This window comes from Pseudomonas sp. GW821-FHT01E10 (assembly GCF_059422365.1).
Window position 1 is genome coordinate 1 of record NZ_JBWKWT010000036.1, and the last position, 25469, is coordinate 25469.

Annotated in this window: 10 protein-coding genes; 3 read left to right on the forward strand and 7 right to left on the reverse strand. The window is 61.0% G+C overall.

Features of this window, described 5'->3' with window-relative positions; all coding sequences use genetic code 11:
* Positions 1-465 precede the first annotated feature (465 nt).
* Positions 466-2346 carry a methyl-accepting chemotaxis protein gene (locus tag AC07V0_RS29595; RefSeq protein ID WP_018930308.1) on the forward strand — a complete coding sequence of 627 codons (1881 nt, stop codon included), beginning with the start codon at positions 466-468 and terminating at the stop codon, positions 2344-2346.
* 121 nt (positions 2347-2467) lie between these two features.
* Here the strand turns inward: AC07V0_RS29595 and AC07V0_RS29600 are convergent, their stop codons facing one another.
* The 5 genes from AC07V0_RS29600 to AC07V0_RS29620 form a co-directional block, all read right to left on the reverse strand.
* Positions 2468-2935 carry an SRPBCC family protein gene (locus tag AC07V0_RS29600; protein WP_495020195.1) on the reverse strand — a complete coding sequence of 156 codons (468 nt, stop codon included), beginning with the start codon at positions 2933-2935 and terminating at the stop codon, positions 2468-2470.
* A 30-nt stretch (positions 2936-2965) separates the two neighbouring features.
* The gene (locus AC07V0_RS29605; protein WP_495020196.1) at positions 2966-6382 is read right to left on the reverse strand and encodes an amino acid adenylation domain-containing protein; all 3417 of its coding nucleotides are present in this window, start codon (positions 6380-6382) and stop codon (positions 2966-2968) included.
* Between the two features lie 13 nt (positions 6383-6395).
* Positions 6396-7325, reverse strand: a complete 930-nt coding sequence (locus AC07V0_RS29610) for a diiron oxygenase (RefSeq protein ID WP_018930305.1) — start codon at positions 7323-7325, stop codon at positions 6396-6398.
* Positions 7322-8098, reverse strand: a complete 777-nt coding sequence (locus AC07V0_RS29615) for a DUF3050 domain-containing protein (protein ID WP_019582916.1) — start codon at positions 8096-8098, stop codon at positions 7322-7324. The genes AC07V0_RS29610 and AC07V0_RS29615 overlap by 4 nt, the downstream gene beginning before the upstream one ends.
* 744 nt (positions 8099-8842) lie before the next feature.
* Positions 8843-9553 carry a GntR family transcriptional regulator gene (locus tag AC07V0_RS29620; protein ID WP_018930303.1) on the reverse strand — a complete coding sequence of 237 codons (711 nt, stop codon included), beginning with the start codon at positions 9551-9553 and terminating at the stop codon, positions 8843-8845.
* Positions 9554-9819: 266 nt separating this feature from the next.
* On the opposite strand from AC07V0_RS29620, the gene lapG reads away from it, so the two are divergent.
* Both lapG and lapD read left to right on the forward strand, forming a co-directional pair.
* Positions 9820-10512, forward strand: coding sequence for a cysteine protease LapG (gene lapG / locus AC07V0_RS29625; RefSeq protein ID WP_495020197.1), 693 nt, complete (start codon positions 9820-9822; stop codon positions 10510-10512).
* A gap of 14 nt (positions 10513-10526) precedes the next feature.
* The gene (gene lapD, locus AC07V0_RS29630) at positions 10527-12473 is read left to right on the forward strand and encodes a cyclic di-GMP receptor LapD (RefSeq protein ID WP_111455438.1); all 1947 of its coding nucleotides are present in this window, start codon (positions 10527-10529) and stop codon (positions 12471-12473) included.
* Positions 12474-12521: 48 nt separating this feature from the next.
* Here lapD and AC07V0_RS29635 read toward each other — a convergent pair whose 3' ends face one another.
* Positions 12522-12860, reverse strand: a complete 339-nt coding sequence (locus AC07V0_RS29635; RefSeq protein ID WP_019582912.1) for a hypothetical protein — start codon at positions 12858-12860, stop codon at positions 12522-12524.
* A gap of 147 nt (positions 12861-13007) precedes the next feature.
* Positions 13008-25469: immunoglobulin-like domain-containing protein (locus tag AC07V0_RS29640; protein WP_495020198.1), on the reverse strand; the 12462-nt coding region annotated here is incomplete at its 5' end.

The following is a 25469-nucleotide window of genomic DNA, read 5'->3' on the forward strand; positions in this document are numbered from 1 at the left end:
CGATGCATCGCCGATGGTAGTGTGGGGTTTCCCCATGTGAGAGTAGGTCATCGTCAAGATTAAATTCCGAAACCCCTGTCTGCTTATGCAGACAGGGGTTTTGTCTTTCTGGGCTTATAGAAGTCTAAGTCTGAAGCGGGTCAAATCCAGGTCTGCGTGTCTCGCTACTCCTTCGAGCCAGTAGCATCAGATATAGACCCCCCTCATCGATACACCACAGCCAAAACACCCAACACCGCGATCATGACGTGCGGTAAGCCCAATAATCCGTCCCTTCTAGCACGCCGTTCGGCGGTTATCTGACGAGTTTTGTACAAATCCTTAAGTTTTCTCCCGCTCGTGCCGAAAGACTGGTGAGACATGCGTGCACCAAAGTAGAGCGGCTTCAGAATGCCGTCTGCGCTGTTACATGGAATGTTGCAACCCGGAACGCATCCCCACTTTTGGCATAAGAAGTCCCATGAAATGAATCTCAAGTTCAGCCATAAAATCCTGCTGGCCGCTTCAGGCGTCGTGGTGTTGGCGTTTGCGTTGTTCACTTTGTACAACGACTATCTGCAACGAAACACCATTCGGCAAAACATCGAGTCCTCCGTTGAGCAAGCAGGCGACCTGACTGCCAGCAGCGTGCAGAACTGGATGAGCGGCCGCGTGCTGGTCCTGGAAAACCTCGCGCAGAACGTCGCCCATCAGGGTGCCAATGCTGACTTGCCAGGGCTGGTCGATCAACCGGCCCTCACCTCGAACTTCCAGTTCACCTACGTCGGGCAGGCCAATGGCATGTTCACCCAGCGCCCCGACGCGAAGATGCCAGACGGCTACGATCCGCGTCAGCGCCCCTGGTACAAACAAGCCGTGGTCGCCGACAAGACCATGCTGACCCCGCCTTATATGGCGGCGGTCGGCGGGCTGGTGGTGACCGTTGCCATACCGGTGAAAAAGAACAGCGAACTGCTGGGCGTGGTCGGCGGTGACCTGAGCCTGGAAACCCTGGTGAAAATCATCAACTCGGTGGACTTCGGTGGTATCGGTCACGCATTCCTGGTCAGTGCCGACGGTCAGGTGATCGTCAGTCCGGACAAAGACCAAGTGATGAAGAACCTGAAAGACATCTATCCGGGTTCCAGTGTTCGCATCGAGAAAGGCATCCAGGAAGTCGTACTGAACAAGCAGGACCGCATCCTCTCGTTCACACCGGTGAGCGGTTTGCCGAATGCCGAGTGGTACGTTGGTCTATCGATCGACAAGGCCAAGGCCTATGCACCACTGAGCCAGTTCCGCACCTCGGCGCTGATCGCGATGTTCATCGCTGTGACGGCCATTGCCGTGCTGCTGAGCTTGCTGATCAACGTGCTGATGCGTCCGCTGACCACGATGGGCCGTGCGATGCAGGACATCGCTCAGGGCGAGGGCGACCTGACCCGTCGTCTGGTCGTAGAAAGCAAAGACGAGTTCGGCGAGTTGGGTGGTTCCTTCAACCAGTTCGTGGAGCGGATTCACGCATCGATTTGCGAAGTGTCCTCGGCGACCCGCCAGGTTCATGATCTGTCGCAACGGGTGATGGCATCGTCCAACGCTTCTATCATCGGCTCCGACGAACAAAGCGCCCGCACCAACAGCGTGGCCGCGGCGATCAACCAATTGGGCGCCGCCACCCAGGAAATCGCCCGCAATGCCGCTGATGCTTCGCAACACGCCAGCGGCGCGAGCGAGCAGGCCGATGACGGCCGTCAGGTGGTGGAACAAACCATCCAGGCCATGACCGAGCTGTCGCAGAAAATCAGCCTGTCCTGCACGCAGATCGAAACCCTGAACGCGAGCACCGACAACATCGGCCACATTCTGGATGTGATCAAAGGCATCTCCCAGCAGACCAATTTGTTGGCGCTCAACGCGGCCATCGAAGCGGCCCGTGCCGGTGAGGCCGGTCGTGGTTTTGCGGTAGTGGCGGATGAGGTGCGCAACCTGGCTCATCGCACCCAGGAGTCGGCGGAAGAGATCCACAAGATGATCAGCTCGCTGCAGATCGGTTCTCGCGAGGCGGTGACTACGATGAACGCCAGTCAGGTGTCCAGCGAGCAGAGCGTCGAAGTGGCGAACCAGGCCGGCCTGCGACTGGTCAGCGTGACCCAGCGCATCGGCGAAATCGACGGCATGAACCAATCGGTGGCTGCGGCGACCGAAGAGCAGACGGCCGTGGTCGAAACCCTCAACGTCGACGTCAACCAGATCAACCTGCTGAACCAGCAGAGCGTGGCCAACCTCAATGAAACATTGAAGGATTGTGATGCGCTGTCCCAGCAGGCCAATCGTTTGAAGCAACTGGTTGATAGCTTCAAGATCTGATTGAGGTCAGTAGGATCGCGTTATCGTTCTTCGCGTGAAAGCCTCGTTCCTACAAGAGCTAACCTGTAGAAGCGAGGCTTGCCTGCGATAGCGGTAGATCAGTCACCGCTGAACTGAAGCGCTACACAAACAGCTTCACCACATTCCCCATCGCATCATCGGCAAACCCCTGAACGAACTGCTTGAACCCCGGCAGGGCCTCGGCGCCGCCCTGGGCCGGTTCGGCGATGATCGTCCAGATCGCCCGCGACTTGTCTGTACCCAGGGATTCCACACTCATCGCTGCCCACAAATTGGCCACGCCCAAGGTGTTGTAGATCGTGGTCCAGGTCATGTTCAGCGCCTGGTCGTTGCGGGAGTTGAGCTGCTCGACCACCAGGTTGCCGTCCTTAAAGAACTTCTTGCGCAGCGACGACACACCTTCGCCGGTCATCTCGATGTGCGACAGCGCCGGAATGAATCGGTCGAAGCCGGCAAAATTGCCGACCACTGCCCAGACTTGCGCCGCGTCGGCCGGTACTTCCACCGAAGACACAACGTGGCAGCCTTGAGGGTTTTTGATCAGGGTATCGGGTTGCAGAGTATTCATGGTTTTTGCTCCGTGCGGGGTTAGGGTGAATCAGATGAAGTTGATTTCTTTGAGGTAGTCGCAGCCGCGTCGCAGCAGCGCCGGGGATTTTTCCGGGTAGTGCGCGCCCATCTGGCGTACACCGGCCTGGGCGTTGTCGTGGCCAATCATCGAGATGTCGCCGATGTCTTCCTCGAAGCCGTTGAGGTAGAAACCCAGCACGCCAAACAGCGCGTTATCACTGTCGACCCGGCCCAATTGCTGCTGCCAGTCGGCGACGCTGACCATCGAGAACTCCCGACCGGCTTCGCGAAAGGAAGCCACGTAGGTGTCCCAGCTCAGGGGTTCGGGGTTGTGCAGGTTGAACACCGCTTTTTCGGCCTGGTAACGGCTGGCATGGAAGGCGATGAAACGGGCGAGAAAATCCACCGGCATCAAGTCGAAATTCAGTGCGAACTCCGGTACCTGACCGAGCTGGATCGAGCCCTTGAGCATCAGCATCAGGCGATTCTTGTGGGGCTGGCAGACGCCCGTGAGGCTGTTGAAACTGATATTGCCGGGGCGATAAAGATTGACCCGAACCCCACGCTCCCGCGCCCTTTCGAGGATCCGCTCGCCGACCCATTTGGACAGGTTGTAGCCGTTCTTGATGTAGATCGGCGGTGTCTGCGCGGCGGGCAACTCCAGCACCCGGCCATCGTCGGAAATCGTGCTGGACGCCGAGAGCGTCGAGACGAAGTTGAAGATCTTCTTGCTGCGTCCTTCACACAGGCGCAGACACTCGAAAATCGGTTCGACGTTATCCTGCGCCAACGACTCGTAATCGAGGACGTGATTGACGTTGGCGGCGTTGTGCACCAGTGCGCCGAACTCTCGATCCAGCCGTTCGTAAACCGCTTCGCTGAGCCCCAGTTGCGGGCGAGTGATGTCTGCCGCGTAAACCTGCACCCGGCTCAGGTCCAGATGCTCCAGGCGGTTTTCCCGCAACGCATCCGCAAAGCGTTGCGCCGCCGATTGCCCACCGCCATCGCGCACCAGGCACGCCACTTCGCTGGCGCCCCAGGCCAGCAGCGCTTCGACGATATGCACACCGACAAAGCTGTTGGCGCCGGTGACGATCACCTTGTGCACATCGCCCATTCGGCTGATCGGCAGCGGCTCGATGTCCAGTTCACGGAAGGCATCGGCCAGGGCTTTTTCACTCAACACTTCCTCGGTCCCGGAGCCGCGCACCAACGTCGCCAGCTTCGCAATCGTCGGTAGTTCGATGAAGCGGTTAATCGAGATACTGCGGCCGAACTCCTCACGCAAACGCAGGAGCATGCGCGACAGCAGGATCGAGTGCCCACCGAGGTTGAAGAAGCTTTCGTCGGTGGAAATGTCGCTGGCGGGTAGCTCCAGCAGCTCAGCCCAGATTTCCAACAACAGCGCTTCATCGGCGCTGGCGGGCAAACACCGTGGGCTGTTTTCGGTCACGTTGACGGGCAATTCCAGCAGTGCTTTGCGGTCGACCTTGCCGTTGCTGGCGAACGGCATGCTTGCCAGTTCGGTCCAGGCGATCGGCTGCATGTAGTCCGGCAAAAATTGCATGGCATGGGCTTTCAAGGCTTCGCGAGCGGCACCGGGTTGCGCTTCCTGGGGTTGCGCGAGAAAGGCCAGAATCCGTCGATGACAATCGATGACCACCGCCACCTGACGGTATAGCTGGCTGTCGCGCAGGCAGCGTTCGATCTCTTCCGGCTCGACCCGAAAGCCGCGAATCTTCACCTGATTGTCTCGCCGTCCGCACAGCTCGATACCGTCGGCGGTCCACTTGGCCATGTCGCCGGAGCGGTAGGCGCGCAGGCTCTGGCCGTTCGGCAGGTGCAGGTTCAGATAGCGTTCGGCAGTCTGCTGCGGATTGTTCAGGTAACCCAGGCACACCCCCGGGCCGACGATGTACAACTCACCGACGGTTTGCTCGGTCACCGGTTGCAAATCCTCATCGAGGATCAGCACCTGACTGTTGGCAATCGGTGCACCGAGGGTCCGGTTGCTGTCGCCGGTACGCAGTTGCCGCGCGGTGATCAGCACCGTGGCTTCGGTCGGGCCATAGAGGTTGTAGAGATTGCCTTGGCGGGTCAGTTGCTGGACTACGTAGGGTTCGCAGACATCGCCGCCGGTCATCACATGATCGAGGACCTGCAACTGATCCAGCGGCAGGATGCTCAGCAAGGCTGGCGGCAAAAAGGCATGGCTGAGTTGTTGGTGGCGGATCAGCTCGACCAGTTGCAGCGGGTCGCGACGTTGGTCCTCGTTGGGCACGATCAGCTCTGCACCCTGCAGCAGGGTCGGGAAGATATCGATCAATGACGAGTCGAAACTCAACGATGAAAACTGCAACGCCCGGCTCTGTTCGGTCAGCTGCACGTAGTCGGCGTACCACGCGGTGAAGTGCGCGAGGTTGGCCTGGCTGAGCAGCACGCCTTTGGGGTGACCTGTGGTGCCCGAGGTGTAGAGCGCCATGCATGGCGCGTCGAGATCGGGGCGTTGGCGCATCAAGGGTTGATCGAGGTTCACATCACCGCTGTCGATACGGCTGATGTCCAGCCCCGGCATCGTCTCGCTGAGTGGATGCTCTCCGTCATGCAGCAACAACAACGCTCCAGCGTTTTCCAGAATGTACTGCTGACGTTGCAGCGGGTGGCTCGGCTCCAGCGGCAGGTACACCGCACCGCTGCCGAGGATCGCCAGAATCCCCGCATACAACGCACTGCATTTTGGCAGGCAAACTCCGACCACCAGAGGCCCTTGATGCTGATCGAGCAACGGTTGCAATCGCTGTTGGATGGCGCGGCTGTGGGCGTGCAGTTCTCGATAGGTCAGCGACGTGCCGGCGATGTTCAGCGCCGCACGCTCGGCAGACTGAATAAAGCGCTGTTCAAGCCGCTCGATCATCGGGATCTGCCCAAGTTGCAGAAGTCGTGGTTCTGCCGTGTTGTTGAGACGGTGGACGAAGGCCAGGTGCTCTAAAAACAGCAGGTTTTCCACCTGTTCGAAGTGCGCGGAAATCGTCGGCTCGGCCTGCAGGAAATAGTCGGCATCCCGGGAGAAGCGGCTGACCAGCAGCGCCACATGATCGACCAGCTCGGCCACCGCTCGCAGGCGCAATGCCTGGCCGTTGCCGGACAACTCTTCGGCGACCGGCACGCGACTCAACGGCGTCGAGTTGTACGTGCACAGCAGGTCCAGCGGTGGCAGCCCGCTAGTTCCCGACACCCCGACACCCACTTGCAGCATCAGGTGCGGCGCATTGCCGAAGTCCCGAAATGGCAGGCTCGCATCGTCGATCAGCAAATCAAATAGGCCTGGCGGTGGTTCTTCCACATTCGCAAGTCGCGCCAGTGAATGACCGTGTTGTTCGAGCTCCAGCGCCAGTTCGGTCAGGGCCTGGCTTTGCCCGATGAGCAAAATATCGAGACGTCTCATGATGTTCTCCTCGTTAAACCAGGTAGTCGCTCAGGGCGCTTTGCACGCACGGTGAATCGAGCAGCGAACTGCTGCGGAAAAACCGCACGATGTTGGCGACCAGCGGGTGATGGCGATTGATCGGGAAGGCCAGCCCCGACATTTCGCTCTTGAGGGCCTGACGTGCTGCGTCGCTGATCTGCAAGGCGTCGATCAGGCGGAAGTCGAAGGACTTCTGGATGTCGTTGGTCAGGTAATGGCCGATGAACACCGGCAGGATGTGCGCGATGCACTGGCGATCGTCTTCGCTTGCGGTGTGCCAGTAGATGCGCACCAACCGCGACCAGAACCCGGAATGACGGCCCTCGTCCAGCAAGTGGTCGGCCATCAGGCCTTTGATCGATTGCTTGACCGTGTCGTCCTTGGCGAACGCCGCCACATCGCCGGTCACGGTGTTCTCGGCGATGGCCACGCAGATCAGTTCCACGGCACTGCGCAGGTGCTCCGGTGCGAGGGCCACGGCCGCCGGGATGGCACGGCTCAGTTCGATTTCATCCGGCAGTTCGATGGGGGTGATGCCGGTCATGGCGACGGTCTGCTGCATGAAGTCCATGGCCACCAGGGCGTGGTAATCCTCGTCCACCACCACGGTCATGGCGTCGTAGCGACAGGCGAACGGGAACGCCACGCTGAAGCGGTTTTTAGCGATGCTGCGGGCGGTCTTGTCGACGATCTCGGTTTCGAAAATCACCACGTCATTGATGAACTTGTAGAGCGTCTGTACCAGGGCGAAATCCCGTTGTTCCGGGCATTCGCGCAGGAAGGTTTCGCTCAGCACCAGCGGCTGGCGGCTCAGCGGATAGATCAGCTTGTCGTCGTTCTCCAGCACACGCCGGGGGCGGGTGCGAATGGTTGCGCGGCTTTCCCAGGCGTCGGCGAAGGATTGGTAGTCGGCGGCGTTCATGCGTTCACCTCGGCAACCGGTTCGCTCATGCTCAGGCGCAAGCCGTCCCACAGCGCGATGCGACTTTCCACGGCGGCGATGGCGCTGGCGTATACGTCTTCTTCGCGCTGCGGATCGCCATTGACCAGGCGTGCGAGGAGTTTTTCCGCCGCCGGGCCGTGGTCTTCGGAGTCGACTTCGATGTGCCGTTCCAGGTAGTAACGGAAGGTCGGCGCTTGTTCGATGCCAATGCCCCAGTCGTCGAGAATCCGCTGGAACATCTGCGGGATGACACTCTCGCGGCCGTGCAGAAACGCCGCCGCCACACTATGCCCCGGCGCATGCAACGCGGTGTGCAAGGTGTGGCGTACGAACTGTGCGGCCGCCGGGTCGACGTCCACGCTTTGCAAGGCCACGTCGTAGCTCACGCCTTCTTTTTGCAACGCCACGAAGCGTTCGACGGCGACCGTGCTTGCACCGACTTCGCGCATCGCATCCAGGTACAACTCGAAATGGCTGTAGTGACCTTGGGCGGGACGATCATCGGACTCTTCACCGAGCACGATCTCGTTGATCAGACGCGCGGCCTGCGGATCTCGTGGCGGCAGCCAGGGCAGCTGAACGCAGGTCAGTTCCTGTTGCAGGCGTTTGGTCAGCGACATGAAATCCCACACTGCAAACACGTGGGTTTCCATGAAGCGTTGAAGCACCGATAACGAATGTATTTCAGAAAAAATCGGGTGCGCACTAAGTTCTGCTTTCTTCTGATTAAGACGATCTTTAGTCGGTTTCATGAGCGAGCCTATAAGTGATCTGGAATACCGTTGAGGGGGTGTTGATCAATAAGTAACGGTTGCTTGAAGTTTTCTATTGGCGAGCGGGTGCCTCAATTGAATTGATGCTTATTAGGGTTATGCAATCGCTGAGTAGTGCTTGGCCCCGGTGTTTGTGGGCGGCGGAGAAAAACTAATGCATGAATAAAGTGTCGGGCAAGTGTTTTTTTAATTAATTGAAAGTTTAACTTTTTCGAGTGCGACAAGTTCCAATAAGACTTTTATATAAAGTTTTATTTGGGCGTAGTTGCTCCTTTCGGCGTATATAAGCCAAAATTCAAATAAAGAGTGAATGCCTCACTCGAAGCAACTTTCTACTTGGGTCATTGATGTGATCTGAGGGGGTGGAAGTTGGCTGGGAGCGACGCCGGTTCTTCCTTTCCCGTGACAAGACTCCTTCCGTTGGTTCTTGTGGTGCGGGTGACTGCTCCGGGGTGCGGTGCGTCGCCCGTCATTATTCGTTGGCAGCTCAAGAGTGAGCGTAATTCACGGCGCTCGCTATCACCCCTGCATGATCTGATAGGTGCAATTATCGGGCTCGTGGGTGACAGGGCTTTGGGAGTGGGCATGAAGTCGCTGCACACCGGCGCGGTGTGGGCGAAAGGGGGATTTGTAAGCAGATTTGTTCGTCGAGCAGTCCAGGGGCGGATCAACCAGAAATCGCGGCGAGCCGTTCAATGGCTCGCTCGGGGTTGTCACCGCGGTTTACTTCGAGGTTTTCCTGCGCTGCGCCTCAGGGCTTGCGAGGTAGTGCGTAATGACTTCGACACCCCGGTTGAGGTGGTTTTCGAGCAACATCACCGAGTGCTCGATATCCCGGTCCTCGGCGGCCCGCAACAGCGCTCGGTGATCCTCCTGGGACAGTTTGCCCAGGCCCATGGCTTCCAGGTTGAATCGCAGGAAGCGTTCCTCTTCGTTCAACCCGTCTTCGACCAGCTTCAGCAGCCGCTGGTTGGGGGCTTTGTTGTAAAGCGCCATGTGGAACAGGCGATTGAGCCGGCCGATCTCGGTGTAGTCGTGTTCCGTTTCCAACTCGTCGATGTAGTGTGCAGCCTGTTTGAAATCGGCGTCTTCAAGCAGGGGGATCGACCGACGCAAGGCTTCGGACTCCAGCAGGATCCGCAACTCATACGTCTCTGCCGCATCGCCCTGAACCAACGGTGCGACCACCGCGCCTTTATGGGCGATCACGTTGAGCAGCGCTTGCGCTTCAAGCTGGCGCAAGGCTTCGCGCACCGGCATGCGGCTAACGCCGAACAGGTCAGCGAGGTCTTGCTGACGCAGGGCGGTGCCGCAAGGAATGCGACCGTCGAGAATGGCCGCGCGCAGGGTTTCTTCGATCACCGAGCGTGCCAGATGAGCGGGAATCGGCCCGTTGACCTTGATGCTGCTGAGAGGGTTGGGCTTCTGTGTCACGACAAACGCACCCTGATTGGCTGAAGTATTTGGATCCAAATGGACACTAGTGACTGCCTGACGGGTTGTCAAACGGTCAAAAGGCGCAGTCTTCGGCAGCTCCTGCAGACTTCGGCACAGGAGTTGCCGAAGGCTGCGATCTTTTTATTGCACCCGTAATGCAAAGTTTAGCGTGTTGGCGGTGATCTCACCGTGCCATTGTCTTTTAGCAGACTAACCTTCACCATCAAGCCAGATTTCCATCTGCCTGATCTGGATGCCACGCATTGGCGGTACGTTTCGCGATCCCTCGGACTTTGCGCTGGCTAGGCTGCGCACTGCTGCTGGCCGGCGTCATGCTGGGCGGGCTGCATGCCGACTGGGATTTTTCGCTGATCAGCCGTCGTGCGCAGGCATTGTACGGGCCTTTGGGTGAAGGGCGGCAGCGCATCGATGCCTGGCAGCAGTTGCTGGCCACGCAAAAACAAGTCGGCGAGCTGGAGCAACTCAACGTGGTCAACCTGTTCTTCAACAGGCAGATGCGCTACGAAGAAGACATCGACCTGTGGCACGAGGTCGATTATTGGGAAACCCCCATCGAAGCCTTGTGGAAGGGCGCCGGCGATTGCGAAGACTACGCTATCGCCAAGTATTTCAGTCTGCGTCATCTTGGCGTCTCCAGTGACAAGCTGCGCATTACCTACGTCAAGGCTTTGCGCCTGAACCGCGCGCACATGGTGCTGACCTACTACGCGAGCCCCGAGGCCATGCCTTTGGTGCTCGACAGCCTGATCGATGCAATCAAGCCCGCCAATCAGCGAACCGATTTGCTGCCGGTCTACTCTTTCAATGCCGAAGGGTTGTGGCTGCCGGGTGCCAAGGGCAACAAGAAGGTCGGAGACACCAAACGCCTGTCTCGCTGGCAGGACGTGTTGAAGAAAATGCAGGCCGAAGGTTTCCCGGTCGAGACGATTAACTAGGAGCACGCGCTCAGATGTCTTTGTTCAAACAGCTGTTGATCGCTATTTGTCTGTTCCTGGTGGTCGCCTTCACCGGCAGCTTCATGGTCAGTCTGGAAAGCTCTCGCACCCAGTACGTCAACCAGTTGCGTTCTCACGCCCAGGACGCCGCGACGGCATTGGCGCTGTCCCTGACGCCGAACATCGACGACCCGGCGATGGTCGAGTTGCTGGTCAGCTCGATCTTCGACAGCGGTTACTACGCGAGTATCCGCGTGGTCGATCTGACCAACGACAAGACGATTGTCGAGCGCAGCGGCATCCCCGCGGTCACCAACGTGCCCGACTGGTTCGTCAAACTGATCGGCCTGGAACCGGCCGGTGGCGATGCGATTGTCAGCCGTGGCTGGGAGCAGGCCGCGCGGGTCGAGGTGGTCAGCCATCCGATGTTCGCGTTGGCCAAGCTGTGGCAGAGCGCGTTGGGCAGCCTCGGCTGGTTGCTGCTCTGCGGCGCGGTGAGTGCGGTGCTGGGCGCGTTGTTGCTACGTCGGCAACTGAAGCCGCTGGACTACATGGTCAAGCAATCCCATGCCATTGCTCGCCGGGAATTCTTAAGCCTGCCAGAACTTCCGCGCACCCCGGAACTGCGCCGGGTGGTGCAGGCCATGAACCAGATGGTCGAGAAGCTCAAGGCGCTGTTCCAGGAGCAGGCCGAACGCAGTGAAAAGCTGCGGGCCGAGTCCTATCAGGACAACCTGACCGGCCTGGCCAACCGGCGCTATTTCGAAATGCAATTGAACGCGCGTTTGAACAACTCGGAGCAGGCCAGCTCCGGTTATTTGCTGCTGTTGCGGGTGAAGGATCTGGCCGGTTTGAACCAGCGGCTGGGCGGTCAGCGTACCGATGAATTGTTGAAAGCGGTCGGCGAGCAGTTGTCCCGCGAGTGTGCCAAGTACCCGGAAACCCAGAACCTCGTGACGCGTATTCGTGGCGGGGAATTCGCCGTGCTGGCACCGGGGCTGGTGCGTGAAGAAGCGCTGCAACTGGCGAGTAATCTCGAAAGTGCCTTGGGGAGCCTGCATGCGACGGGCGCCACGGACGTGGCTTCGGTGGCTTCAATCGGGTTGGCGCCGTTTGCCCATGGCGACTCGCCGCAAGCGGTGATCGGGTTGGCGGATCAGGCGCTGGCCCAGGCAGAAAGCCAGGGTGAACCGAGCTGGGCATGCCTCGATCAGGGCGCGCCGGCGCGGGTTGGCGACGATCACCACGCCTGGCACACCCTGCTGGATCAGGCGCTGAACCAGCAGCGTTTCGAGCTGTATTTCCAGCCGGTGGTGGCCAGCCACGACACAGAGTTGGTGCTGCATTACAAAGTGCTGTCGCGCCTGCTCGACGAGCAGGACCAGACCATTCCCGCCGGGCGTTTCTTGCCATGGCTTGAGCGTTTCGGCTGGACCGCGCGACTGGACCGTTTGATGCTGGAGTTGGTGCTCGAGCAGATGGTCGACCATGAGGAGTCGCTGGCGCTGAACCTGTCTTCGGCGACACTGGCGGACCCGCAGGCGCTGAACGCAGTGTTCGATATCCTGCGTCAGCATTCGAATCTTGGCGAACGACTGACCCTGGAAATCGGCGAAGAGCAACTGCCCGAGCAGGCGGTACTGGAGCAGCTGACGCGGCGTTTGCGTGAGCTTGGGTTCTCGCTGAGTCTGCAGCGTTTTGGTGGGCGCTTCAGCATGATCGGCAACCTGGCGCGGCTGGGGCTGGCGTATCTGAAGATCGACGGCAGTTACATCCGCGCGATTGATCAGGAGAGCGACAAGCGCCTGTTCATCGAGGCGATTCAGCGAGCGGCGCACAGCATCGATTTGCCGTTGATTGCCGAGCGGGTCGAGACCGAAGGGGAGTTGTCGGTGATTCGCGAGATGGGGTTGTACGGGGTTCAGGGGCAGTTGTTTGGTGAGCCGAAGCCTTGGCAGTAGCCCGCTCATCATTCCCACGCAGAGCGTGGGAATGATCGGCGTCAGGGGTTAAATCAACCCCGTCTCATCATCATCGATCAACTGGCTCAACCCGCCCAACGCCTCACGTGCCTGGGTCCGGTCCATGAGCTTGGCTTGCGCAGCCGGCGGCAGGTCGGTGACGCGGATCACGCCTTTTTGGGTCAGCACCTGAATCAAGTCGTCGAGTACCCGAATCATCTCCAGGTCGCTCTGCTTGAGCTGTTTGAGGCTGGTCTCCACCACTTCGTGGGCATACCAGGCCTGGATTTCATGGTGGTCGGCCGGCAGCGTTTCCGTGGCCTCGGCGTAGGCCGTGGCTTCCACGCGCACTAACTGACCTTGCGCATCGCGTTGCACGTAAAACATTAAGCATCCCTCGGAAATGGACCAGCGTCGTGCTGTCAGCAGCATAGGCCAACGCAGGCGAGTATGCGGTGCGACGACGAAATCGTCACCCGTGAGGTGTGGGCATACATGACGGCCGCCCGGTTGGGGCGGCCGTCAGCCTGCGTATCAGCTGTTGTTGTGATCGATCTTGATGGTCGGGTCACTACCGGCAATCAGCGAGTTGATGCTGGCGCTGGACCAATTGTTACCTTCCAGTTTGATCGTCACGTCCGGGGTGGTCGCTGCGGCATCGGCGCCGTTGAACTTGCCGGCGGAGCTGACTTGCAGGGACGACACGCCGTCCACGGTGGTGATCTTCAGGAAGTGGTCAATCGTGCTGCCGCTTTCACCCTGCAACAAATCACGCAGGTCGATGCGGTCGCCTTCGCTGGCCTTGAAGTCCTTGATCACGTCGCTGCCGGTGTCGCCAGCCTTCCAGATGAAGGTGTCGGCACCTGAGCCGCCAATCAGGATGTCGTTGCCTTGGCCGCCGATCAGCGAGTCATTGCCGGTGCCGCCGAGCAGGATGTCATTGCCCTTGCCGCCGTCGAGGAGGTCGTTGCCGCCCTGGCCGAAGAGAATGTCGTTGCCCGCGCCACCCAGTAGCGTGTCGTTACCATCGTGAGCGCCAGACACGTCGAACGCGGTGTAGTGCTCGGTGATGTACTGGTGCACGTTGCTGGTGGTGACTTTGCTGACGTCGACGCCGGTTTGCTGGGCGACGAACGCCTGCATCGCCTGATAACCCTCGCCGGCAATGCCATTGAAGCTCACCAGATCGCCGAACAGGAGGTCGTTGCCGTCACCGCCGCTGACCGTGTCGGCACCCGGCATTGTCGCTTCGGTATGGCCGATGATCGAGTTGGCCAGGTCCTTGGGGTCGATGTTGGTTTGTGGCGTTTGATCCGAATCGTACGGCTTGAGGTCGGTGAGGGTGACGTCCTTGTTCAGGCCGATGGCCTCCACCGTCGACACGTTGTTCAGCAACGTGAAGCTGCTGCCGGAATTGTCGATGGTAGTGGAATCGGTGTTGCTACCGGTGCCGTCGCGATAGGACAGCTCGTAGGTGCCGTTACCCTCGGCATGCAGGGTGCCCAGTTCGGAACTGCTCCAGCGGCCAGAGTTTTTCAGAGTCTGCAGCGTGACGTTGCCGGCGCTGTCGATGCTCAGGTAGTGAGTGCTGTCCAGATAGTTGGAATAGGTCTGCCCCAACTTGTAGTTGGTGGTGGTGATGACATCATCGAGCTTCACGTTGCCGTACAAGGTCGGGTTGGTCTGTTCGCCGCTCTGGTAGTAGGTCGGCTTGCCATCGGTGATGAAGTACGTGAGGTTCTTCGCACCGGTGTTGGCAATGGCGTCAGCACTCTGGAACCAATTGGCCGTGGTTTTGAACACGTCCTCGTAGTTGGTGCCGCCGCCCGACGACATCGAATCCAGAACGGATTTGAGCAAGGTCAGCGCGTTCGGGTCGTTCAGGTTCACCGACACTGATTTGTTGACTTGGGTGTCGAAGTCCACCAGGAAGATATTCACGGTCCCGGAGTTGCCGCCCAGGCTTTGCTTGAGGGTGTTGAACACCGCCGTCAACGAATCCTTGGCGGCATTGATCGACGTGCTGCTCATGCTGCCCGAGCTGTCGACCATGAACGCGATGTTGTAATTGGTGCCTGGCACCACGGTCAGCCCGCCGATGTCGGCGATCATGATGTCGTTGCCGTCGGTGCCGGTGATCGTGTCGTCGGCCGCCGTGGCGGTCACGGCGTTGTAGACCGCCGGGTATACCGTGACCGGAATCTGCGCGGTGCTCAGTGCCGAACCGCCGAGTGCTTCGGTGGATGTCGAGGTCACGGTCAGGGTGAACTGGCCGTTGTAGTACGGCGGCGGGGTGACGGTCAGGCTGCCGAGATTCCAGCCGGTAACGTTGGCTTCGCCGTTGGTGGTGGTGAAGGTGTGACCCGCGCCATCGCTGAGCACGGAGCCCGCCGGCATGCCGCTGATCTTCACGCTCAGGCTTTCAGAGCCGTCGGTGTCGGTCAGTGCGGTCTTGATCGCGGACAGGTGAACGCTGGTGCCTTCGGCGCCTTCGTTGAGTTTGTAGCCGTTGTAGTAGCCTTCGCCATTGGTGCCGTGCAGGTCGGAAACCGTCACGCCAGAGGCGGCCAGATCCGCCACGCCGGTGTACAGCGGCACGCCGGCGCTGCTCAGGTCGACCGCTGTACCGCCGTTGACCGACAGGTTGACGTCATAGCTGCCGGGGCCACTCTGGTTGTGGTGGTAGATGTCCAGGGTGTAGTAACCGCTGGTGGTCGGGGTGAACGAACCATTCAGCTTGCCGCCTGCACCCCAAGTCGTCGCGGCCACGTTCTGGCCGCCGATGGTCACCAACAGGCTGTCATCGCCGGTACCGCTGAAGGTGTACGTCTTGCCGGCTTCGAGGTAGATCAGGCCGGAGGTTTTCGAGGCCGTGCCGGCGGTGACACCGCCGTCGGACTGAACGTTGGTCACGGTGCCGGTGGAGTTCGGGGTGCCTGCGGCGTCGATGACTGATTTCAGCGTGCCGGACGGCGCGCCGCTGCCATCGGTGCCCAGGCCCGACAGACCGGTCCAGACTTCCTTGGTCAGGCCGGTGGACTTGACGCTGTTGTCCGCGACGCTCAGGGATGGCGCGTCAGCAACCGGTGTGATGTCGATTTTCACCGTGCCGGTGTTGCCCAACAGTTGACCGTCGGTGGGCTGGAACTTGATCTGCGCGTAGTCCGCCTGGTTATTGCCCACGCCGCTGCCGTTGTAGCCATCAACACCCGATTCGTTGGCATCCGGAGTGAAGCGCAACTTGCCGGCGTCGATGTCGGCCTTGCTGATGGTCTGGTTGGTCGTTACGTCTTTCCAGGTCGTACCGTCCAGGTACTGCAATTTGCCGTCGCCCGGCAGCTGAGTGATTTTCACCCCCAGGTTGGCGGTCGGGCTGTCGACATCGCTGACGCCGAAGGTCGACCAGCCGAGGATCAACGGTGTGTCTTCGGTGCCGGTGACGTTAACTGGCGCGGCGGTCGGTGCGTCATTCACGGCCACCACGTTGACCGTGGTGGTTGCGGTGTTGGAGTAATTGCTGCCATCGGTCACCGTCACGGTGATGATCCGCGGCACGGTGCTTGGATCCTCACTGCTGTTGGTGAAGCTGATGTTTTTGATCTGCTGCATGTAGTCGGCCAGCGTCGCGTTGCCCGACAGGGTCAGGGTGACCGTACCGTCCTGGCTGTTGGCGTTGATGCTGATGCCATTGACACTGTTGCCGAGGTTCAGCGCATCGCCCGGCTGACGGTTGGTCAGCACGATAGTGGCGCCGGTCAGCATCGTGCTGTCCGGGTCGGTGATGCTCAGGTCGGTGTCGCCGATCGAGACGCCCTGGCCGGTGGTGCCTTCGGTGAAGGTCACGTTGTAGTTGGCCCCGGTGGCGCCGCTGGAGTTGTTGGCGTCCAGGTCGAGAACCGGCGCGGCATCGTTGTCGATGATCGAGGTGCTGACGCTGCCGTTGGTGCTGCTGACCGCGAGGTTTTCGAAGTTGCCGCCGGTGGCCGAGTCGATCTTGACCACGAAGTTCTCGGTACCCTCGGTGAGCTTGTCGTCCAGCGTCGCGACGTTGAAGCTCGCGCTGCTGGCACCGGCCGGGATCTTCACGGTGTACACGCCGGTGAAGTCTGAACCGTCGGCGGCGGTACCGCTGTAGACGATTTTCAGGGTCACTTCGGTCTGCGCCGGGTGGGTCAGGCTGACGGTGTAACTGGCGGTCTGGCCTTCGGTCACCGAGGTACTGCCGCTGATGCTGACTTCGGTTTTGTCGATGGTATCGGTGACGGTGGTGACCGCCGGGGCAGTGCTCGGCACCAGGTTTTCGAAATTGCCACCGGTGGCGGTGGAGATGGTCGCCTGGACCGTGCCTGCGTCTTTGTAAACGTCATCGGATGGAGCCGGGACGGTCACGGTGCCGGTGGTTTTGCCGGCGTCGATGGTGATTACGGCGCCGTTGCTCAGGGTCACGGTGACCGGTGTGCCGGCGGCGTTGGTCAGAGTCGCGGTGTAAGTGATCTGGCCACCTTCGGCTACCGAGTTGGATGCGCTCAGGCTGAGGTTAGTGGTGTCGACGGTGTCGGTCACGGTGGTGCTGACCGGCGTTTTGTCCGCCACCAGGTTCTCGTAGTTACCGCCGCTGACGTTGGTGATCGAGTTGGTCAGCGGAGCGTGGCCGGTCAATGCGTCGTTCGGCGCGGCGGTGGTCACGGTACCGGTGGTTTTGCCGACATCGATGGTGATCGTCTGGCCGTTAGCCAGGGACACGGTGACCGGGCTGCCAGTCACTGGTGCACCGACGGTTGCGGTGTAAGTGACGGTGCCGCCTTCGGCGACGTTCGCAGTCGCAGTCAGCGAAACGGTGCTGGTGTCGATCGTGTCGGTAACGGTGGTGACCGCCGGGGCAGTGCTCGGCACCAGGTTCTCGAAATTGCCACCGGTGGCGGTGGAGATGGTGGCCTGGACGGTGCCGGAGTCTTTGTAAACGTCATCGGATGGAGCCGGGACGGTCACGGTGCCGGTGGTTTTACCGGCGTCGATGGTGATGACGGCGCCGTTGCTCAGGGTCACGGTGACCGGTGTGCCGGCGGCGTTGGTCAGGGTCGCGGTGTAAGTGATCTGGCCACCTTCGGCTACCGAGTTGGATGCGCTCAGGCTGAGGTTGGTGGTGTCGACGGTGTCGGTCACGGTGGTGCTGACCGGCGTTTTGTCCGCCACCAGGTTTTCGTAGTTGCCACCGCTGACGTTGGTGATCGAGTTGGTCAGCGGAGCGTGGCCGGTCAACGCGTCGTTCGGCGCGGCGGTGGTCACGGTACCGGTGGTTTTGCCGACGTCGATGGTGATCGTCTGGCCGTTGGCCAGGGACACGGTGACCGGGCTGCCAGTCACTGGTGCACCGACGGTTGCGGTGTAAGTGACGGTGCCGCCTTCGGCTGCCGAAGCGGTGGCATTCAGGGTCACGGTCGTGGTGTCGATCGTGTCGGTGACGGTGGTCACTGCCGGGGCAGTGCTCGGCACCAGGTTCTCGAAATTGCCACCGGTGGCGGTGGAGATGGTCGCCTGGACCGTACCCGCATCCTTGTAAACGTCATCGGATGGAGCCGGGACGGTCACGGTGCCGGTGGTTTTACCGGCGTCGATGGTGATCACGGCGCCATTGCTCAGGGTCACGGTGACCGGAGTGCCGGCGGCGTTGGTCAGGGTCGCGGTGTAAGTGATCTGACCGCCTTCGGCGACCGAGTTGGATGCGCTCAGGCTGAGATTGGTGGTGTCCGGGGTGTCGGTCACCGAGGTATCCGCCGACTTGCCGTCGACTTCCAGCTTCTCGTAGTTGCCGCCCTTGGCGTCGTCGATCTTGACGCTCAAGGAGCCGCCACCCGCCAACGCATCGTTGGGTGCAACAAAATTGACAGAGCCGCTGCTGGCGCCGACCGGAATGGTGATGGTCTGGCCATTGGACAGGGTCACGACCACTGGCGAACCGGTGACCGGTGCCGATACGGACGCTGTGTACACCACGGTCCCACCTTCGGCGACGTTCGCAGTCGCACTCAGCGAAACGGTACTGGTGTCGATGGTGTCGGTAACGGTGGTGACCGCCGGGGCAGTGCTCGGCACCAGGTTCTCGAAATTGCCACCGGTGGCGGTGGAAATGGTGGCCTGGACCGTACCGGCATCTTTGTAAACGTCATCGGATGGAGCCGGGACGGTTACGGTGCCGGTGGTTTTACCGGCGTCGATGGTGATGACGGCGCCGTTGCTCAGGGTCACGGTCACGGGTGTGCCAGCGGCATTGGTCAGGGTCGCGGTGTAAACGATGGAACCGCCTTCAGCCACCGAGTTGGATGCGCTCAGGCTGAGGGTCGTGGTGTCCGGTGTGTCGGTCACCGAGGTATCCGCCGACTTGCCGTCGACTTCCAGCTTCTCGTAGTTGCCGCCCTTGGCATCGTCGATCTTGACGCTCAGGGAGTTGCCGCCGGCTAACGCGTCGTTGGGTGCAACAAAATTAACAGAGCCGCTGCTGGCGCCGACTGGAATGGTGATGGTCTGGCCGTTGGACAGGGTCACAACCACTGGCGAACCAGTCACTGGAGCAGTGACGGACGCGGTGTACACCACGGTGCCACCCTCGGCGACGTTCGCGGTCGCACTCAGCGAAACAGTGCTGGTGTCGATGGTGTCGTTGACGGTAGTGACCGCAGGCGTATTGCTGGTTACCAGGTTTTCGAAGTTGCCGCCGGTGGCGGTGGAGATGGTGGCCTGGACCGTGCCCGCATCCTTGTAAACGTCATCGGACGGGGCCGGGACGGTCACGGAGCCGGTGGTTTTACCGGCATCGATGGTGATCACGGCGCCGTTGCTCAGGGTCACGGTGACCGGTGTGCCGGGGGCGTTGGTCAGGGTCGCGGTGTAAACGATGGAACCGCCTTCAGCCACCGAGTTGGATGCGCTCAGGCTGAGGGTTGTGGTGTCCGGTGTGTCGGTCACCGAGGTATCCGCCGACTTGCCGTCGACTTCCAGCTTCTCGTAGTTGCCGCCCTTGGCATCGTCGATCTTGACGCTCAGGGAGTTGCCGCCGGCCAAGGCATCGTTCGGCGCGGTGAAGTTCACGCTGGCGCTGCTCGAGCCGACCGGGATGGTGATGGTCTGGCCATTGGACAGGGTCACGACCACTGGCGAACCGGTGACCGGTGCCGATACGGACGCTGTGTACACCACGGTGCCGCCTTCGGCGACGTTCGTGGTCGCAGTCAGCGAAACGGTGCTGGTGTCGATGGTGTCGGTGACGGTGGTGATTGCCGGGGCAGTGCTCGGAACCAGGTTCTCGAAATTGCCGCCGGTGGCGGTGGAAATGGTGGCCTGGACCGTACCGGCATCTTTGTAAACGTCATCGGATGGAGCCGGGACGGTGACGGTGCCGGTGGTTTTACCGGCGTCGATGGTGATGACGGCGCCGTTGCTCAGGGTCACGGTCACGGGTGTGCCAGCGGCATTGGTCAGGGTCGCGGTGTAAACGATGGAACCGCCTTCAGCCACCGAGTTGGATGCGCTCAGGCTGAGGGTCGTGGTGTCCGGTGTGTCGGTCACCGAGGTATCCGCCGACTTGCCGTCGACTTCCAGCTTCTCGTAGTTGCCGCCCTTGGCATCGTCGATCTTGACGCTCAAGGAGCCGCCACCCGCCAACGCATCGTTGGGTGCAACAAAATTGACAGAGCCGCTGCTGGCGCCGACCGGAATGGTAATGGTCTGGCCGTTGGACAGGGTCACAACCACTGGCGAGCCGGTGACTGGCGCTGACACGGACGCGGTGTACACCACGGTCCCACCTTCGGCCACGTTCGCGGTCGCAGTCAGCGAAACAGTGCTGGTGTCAATGGTATCGGTGACGGTGGTGACCGCTGCCGCTGGGCTGGTTGCCAGGTTTTCAAAGTTGCCGCCTGCGGCATCCTTGATGGTCACTTCGACTTGGCCAGCGTCCTTGTAGACGTCGTCCTTCGGCGCATCGACGGTTACGGAACCGGTGGTTTTGCCTGCTTCGATGGTGATCACGGCGCCATTGCTCAGGGTCACGGTCACTGGCGTGCCGGCGGCGTTGGTCAAGGTTGCGGTGTAAACAATGGAACCACCTTCGGCCACCGAGTCGGTCGCGCTCAGGCTGAGAGTCGTGGTGTCCGGCGTGTCGGTCACCGAGGTATCCGCCGACTTGCCGTCGACTTCCAGCTTCTCGTAGTTGCCGCCCTTGGCGTCGTCGATCTTCACGCTCAAAGAACCGCCGCCAGCGAGGGCATCGTTTGGCGCAACGAAGTTGACAGAACCGCTGCTGGCACCGACCGGAATGGTGATGGTCTGGCCATTGGACAGGGTCACAACCACTGGCGAGCCGGTGACTGGCGCTGACACGGACGCGGTGTACACCACGGTCCCACCTTCGGCCACGTTCGCGGTCGCAGTCAGCGAAACAGTGCTGGTGTCAATGGTATCGGTGACGGTGGTGACCGCTGCCGCTGGGCTGGTTGCCAGGTTTTCAAAGTTGCCGCCTGCGGCATCCTTGATGGTCACTTCGACTTGGCCAGCGTCCTTGTAGACGTCGTCCTTCGGCGCATCGACGGTTACGGAACCGGTGGTTTTGCCTGCTTCGATGGTGATCACGGCGCCATTGCTCAACGTCACGGTCACTGGCGTGCCGGCGGCGTTGGTCAAGGTTGCGGTGTAAACAATGGAACCACCTTCAGCCACCGAGTCGGTTGCGCTCAGGCTGAGGGTGGTGGTGTCTGGGGTGTCGGTCACCGAGGTGTCCGCCGACTTGCCGTCGACTTCCAGCTTCTCGTAGTTGCCGCCCTTGGCATCGTCGATCTTGACGCTCAGGGAGTTGCCGCCGGCCAAGGCATCGTTGGGTGCAACGAAGTTGACAGAACCGCTGCTCGCGCCGACCGGAATGGTGATTGTCTGGCCATTGGACAGGGTCACGACCACTGGCGAACCGGTGACCGGTGCCGATACGGACGCTGTGTACACCACGGTGCCGCCTTCGGCGACGTTCGTGGTCGCAGTCAGCGAAACGGTGCTGGTGTCGATCGTGTCGGTGACGGTGGTCACTGCCGGGGCAGTGCTCGGCACCAGGTTTTCGAAACTGCCACCGGTGGCGGTGGAAATGGTGGCCTGGACCGTACCGGCATCTTTGTAAACGTCATCGGATGGAGCCGGGACGGTCACGGTGCCGGTGGTTTTACCGGTATCGATGGTGATCACGGCGCCGTTGCTCAGGGTCACGGTGACCGGAGTGCCGGCGGCGTTGGTCAGGGTCGCGGTGTAAGTGATCTGGCCACCTTCGGCTACCGAGTTGGATGCGCTCAGGCTGAGGTTGGTGGTGTCGACGGTGTCGGTCACGGTGGTGCTGACCGGCGTTTTGTCCGCCACCAGATTTTCGTAATTGCCGCCGCTGACGTTGGTGATCGAGTTGGTCAGCGGAGCATGGCCGGTCAATGCGTCGTTCGGCGCGGCGGTGGTCACGGTACCGGTGGTTTTGCCGATATCGATGGTGATCGTCTGGCCGTTAGCCAGGGACACGGTGACCGGGCTACCAGTCACTGGCGCACCGACGGTTGCGGTGTAAGTGACGGTGCCGCCTTCGGCTGCCGAAGCGGTGGCATTCAGGGTCACGGTCGTGGTGTCGATGGTGTCGTTGACGGTGGTGACTGCCGGTGCAGTGCTCGGAACCAGGTTTTCAAAGTTGCCGCCGGTTGCGTCCTTGATGGTTGCTTCAACGGTGCCGGCGTCTTTATAGACGTCGTCCTTCGGCGCATCGACGGTTACGGAACCGGTGGTTTTGCCTGCTTCGATGGTGATGACGGCGCCGTTGCTCAGGGTCACGGTGACCGGAGTGCCGGCGGCATTGGTCAGGGTCGCCGTATAGGTGATCTGACCGCCTTCATCTACAGCGCCGGTCGCAGTGAGCGACAGGTTGGTGGTGTCCGGTGTGTCGGTCACCGAGGTGTCCGCCGACTTGCCGTCGACTTCCAGTTTCTCGTAGTTGCCGCCCTTGGCGTCGTCGATCTTCACGCTCAAAGAACCGCCGCCAGCCAAGGCATCGTTCGGTGCGGTGAAGTTCACGCTGGCGCTGCTCGAGCCAACCGGGATGGTGATGGTCTGGCCATTGGACAGGGTCACGACCACCGGCGAACCGGTGACCGGTGCCGATACGGACGCTGTGTACACCACGGTGCCGCCTTCGGCGACGTTCGTGGTCGCAGTCAGGGAAACGGTGCTGGTGTCGATGGTGTCGTTGACGGTAGTGACCGCTGCCGCTGGGCTGGTGGCCAGGTTTTCAAAGTTGCCGCCTGCGGCATCCTTGATGGTCACTTCGACTTGGCCAGCGTCCTTGTAGACGTCGTCCTTTGGTGCATCGACGGTCACGCTGCCGCTAGTGGCACCGGCGGCGATGGTGATGACGGCACCGTTGCTCAGGGTCACGGTGACCGGTGTGCCGGCGGCGTTGGTCAGGGTTGCGGTGTAAACAATGGAACCACCTTCAGCCACCGAGTCGGTTGCGCTCAGGCTGAGGGTGGTGGTGTCTGGGGTGTCGGTCACCGAGGTATCCGCCGACTTGCCGTCGACTTCCAGCTTCTCGTAGTTGCCGCCCTTGGCGTCGTCTATCTTGACGCTCAAAGAACCGCCGCCAGCGAGGGCATCGTTGGGCGCAACGAAGTTGACAGAACCGCTGCTGGCACCGACCGGAATGGTGATGGTCTGGCCATTGGACAGGGTCACAACCACTGGCGAGCCAGTGACCGGCGCCGACACGGAGGCCGTGTACACCACGGTGCCGCCTTCGGCCACGTTCGCGGTCGCAGTCAGCGAAACGGTGCTGGTGTCGATGGTGTCGTTGACGGTAGTGACTGCCGGGGCAGTGCTCGGCACCAGGTTCTCGAAGTTGCCACCGGTGGCGGTAGAGATGGTGGCCTGGACCGTACCGGCATCTTTGTAAACGTCATCGGATGGAGCCGGGACGGTTACGGAGCCGGTGGTTTTACCCGCTTCGATGGTGATCACGGCGCCATTGCTCAACGTCACGGTCACTGGCGTGCCGGCGGCGTTGGTCAGGGTCGCGGTGTAAACGATGGAACCGCCTTCGGCGACCGAGTCGGTTGCCGACAGGCTGAGGGTGGTGGTGTCCGGTGTGTCGGTCACCGAGGTATCCGCCGACTTGCCGTCGACTTCCAGTTTCTCGTAGTTGCCGCCCTTGGCGTCGTCTATCTTGACGCTCAAAGAACCGCCGCCAGCGAGGGCATCGTTGGGCGCAACGAAGTTGACAGAACCGCTGCTGGCACCGACCGGAATGGTAATGGTCTGCCCGTTGGACAGGGTCACAACCACTGGCGAACCAGTCACCGGGGCGGAGACGGACGCGGTGTACACCACGGTGCCGCCTTCGGCGACGTTCGCGGTCGCAGTCAGCGAAACGGTGCTGGTGTCGATGGTGTCGGTGACGGTGGTGACTGCCGGGGCAGTGCTCGGAACCAGGTTTTCAAAGTTGCCACCGGTTGCGTCCTTGATGGTTGCTTCAACGGTGCCGGCGTCTTTATAGACGTCGTCCTTCGGCGCATCGACGGTCACGGAGCCGGTGGTTTTACCCGCTTCGATGGTGATCACGGCGCCGTTGCTCAGGGTCACGGTCACTGGCGTGCCGGCGGCGTTGGTCAGGGTCGCGGTGTAAACGATCGAACCGCCTTCGGCTACCGAGTCGGTCGCGCTCAGGCTGAGGTTGGTGGTGTCTGAGGTGTCGGTCACCGAGGTATCCGCCGACTTGCCGTCGACTTCCAGCTTCTCGTAGTTGCCGCCCTTGGCGTCGTCGATCTTCACGCTCAGGGAACCGCCACCCGCCAACGCATCGTTGGGCGCAACGAAGTTGACAGAGCCGCTGCTGGCGCCGACCGGAATGGTAATGGTCTGGCCGTTGGACAGGGTCACAACCACTGGCGAACCAGTCACCGGAGCAGTGACGGACGCGGTGTACACCACGGTGCCGCCTTCGGCGACGTTCGCGGTCGCAGTCAGCGAAACGGTGCTGGTGTCGATGGTATCGGTGACGGTGGTGACTGCCGGGGTGGTGCTTGGCACCAGGTTCTCGAAGTTGCCGCCGGTTGCGTCTTTGATGGTTGCTTCAACAGTGCCGGCGTCTTTGTAGACGTCGTCCTTCGGCGCATCGACGGTCACGGTGCCGGTGGTTTTACCGGCGTCGATGGTGATCACGGCACCGTTGCTCAGGGTCACGGTGACCGGTGTGCCGGCGGCGTTGGTCAGGGTCGCGGTGTAAACGATCGAACCGCCTTCAGCCACCGAGTCGGTCGCGCTCAGGCTGAGGGTGGTGGTGTCTGGGGTGTCGGTCACCGAGGTATCCGCCGACTTGCCGTCGACTTCCAGCTTCTCGTAGTTGCCGCCCTTGGCGTCGTCGATCTTCACGCTCAAAGAACCGCCGCCAGCGAGGGCATCGTTTGGCGCAACGAAGTTGACAGAACCGCTGCTGGCACCGACCGGAATGGTGATGGTCTGGCCATTGGACAGGGTCACAACCACTGGCGAGCCGGTGACTGGCGCTGACACGGACGCGGTGTAAACCACGGTCCCACCTTCGGCCACGTTCGCGGTCGCACTCAGCGAAACAGTGCTGGTGTCGATGGTGTCGGTGACGGTGGTGACTGCCGGGGCAGTGCTCGGCACTAGGTTTTCGAAATTGCCACCGGTGGCGGTGGAGATGGTGGCCTGGATCGTGCCCGCATCCTTGTAAACGTCATCGGATGGAGCCGGGACGGTCACGGTGCCGGTGGTTTTACCGGCGTCGATGGTGATCACGGCACCGTTGCTCAGGGTCACGGTGACCGGTGTGCCGGCGGCGTTGGTCAGGGTCGCGGTGTAAACGATCGAACCGCCTTCAGCCACCGAGTCGGTCGCGCTCAGGCTGAGGGTGGTGGTGTCTGGGGTGTCGGTCACCGAGGTATCCGCCGACTTGCCGTCGACTTCCAG

Bases quoted from the DNA above. Each gene is read 5' to 3' on its own strand.
- AC07V0_RS29595 (WP_018930308.1), top strand. From the start codon at position 466: ATGAATCTCAAGTTCAGCCATAAAATCCTGCTGGCCGCTTCAGGCGTC.
- AC07V0_RS29600 (WP_495020195.1), bottom strand. From the start codon at position 2,935: ATGAATACTCTGCAACCCGATACCCTGATCAAAAACCCTCAAGGCTGC.
- AC07V0_RS29605 (WP_495020196.1), bottom strand. From the start codon at position 6,382: ATGAGACGTCTCGATATTTTGCTCATCGGGCAAAGCCAGGCCCTGACC.
- AC07V0_RS29610 (WP_018930305.1), bottom strand. From the start codon at position 7,325: ATGAACGCCGCCGACTACCAATCCTTCGCCGACGCCTGGGAAAGCCGC.
- AC07V0_RS29615 (WP_019582916.1), bottom strand. From the start codon at position 8,098: ATGAAACCGACTAAAGATCGTCTTAATCAGAAGAAAGCAGAACTTAGT.
- lapD (WP_111455438.1), top strand. From the start codon at position 10,527: ATGTCTTTGTTCAAACAGCTGTTGATCGCTATTTGTCTGTTCCTGGTG.
- AC07V0_RS29635 (WP_019582912.1), bottom strand. From the start codon at position 12,860: ATGTTTTACGTGCAACGCGATGCGCAAGGTCAGTTAGTGCGCGTGGAA.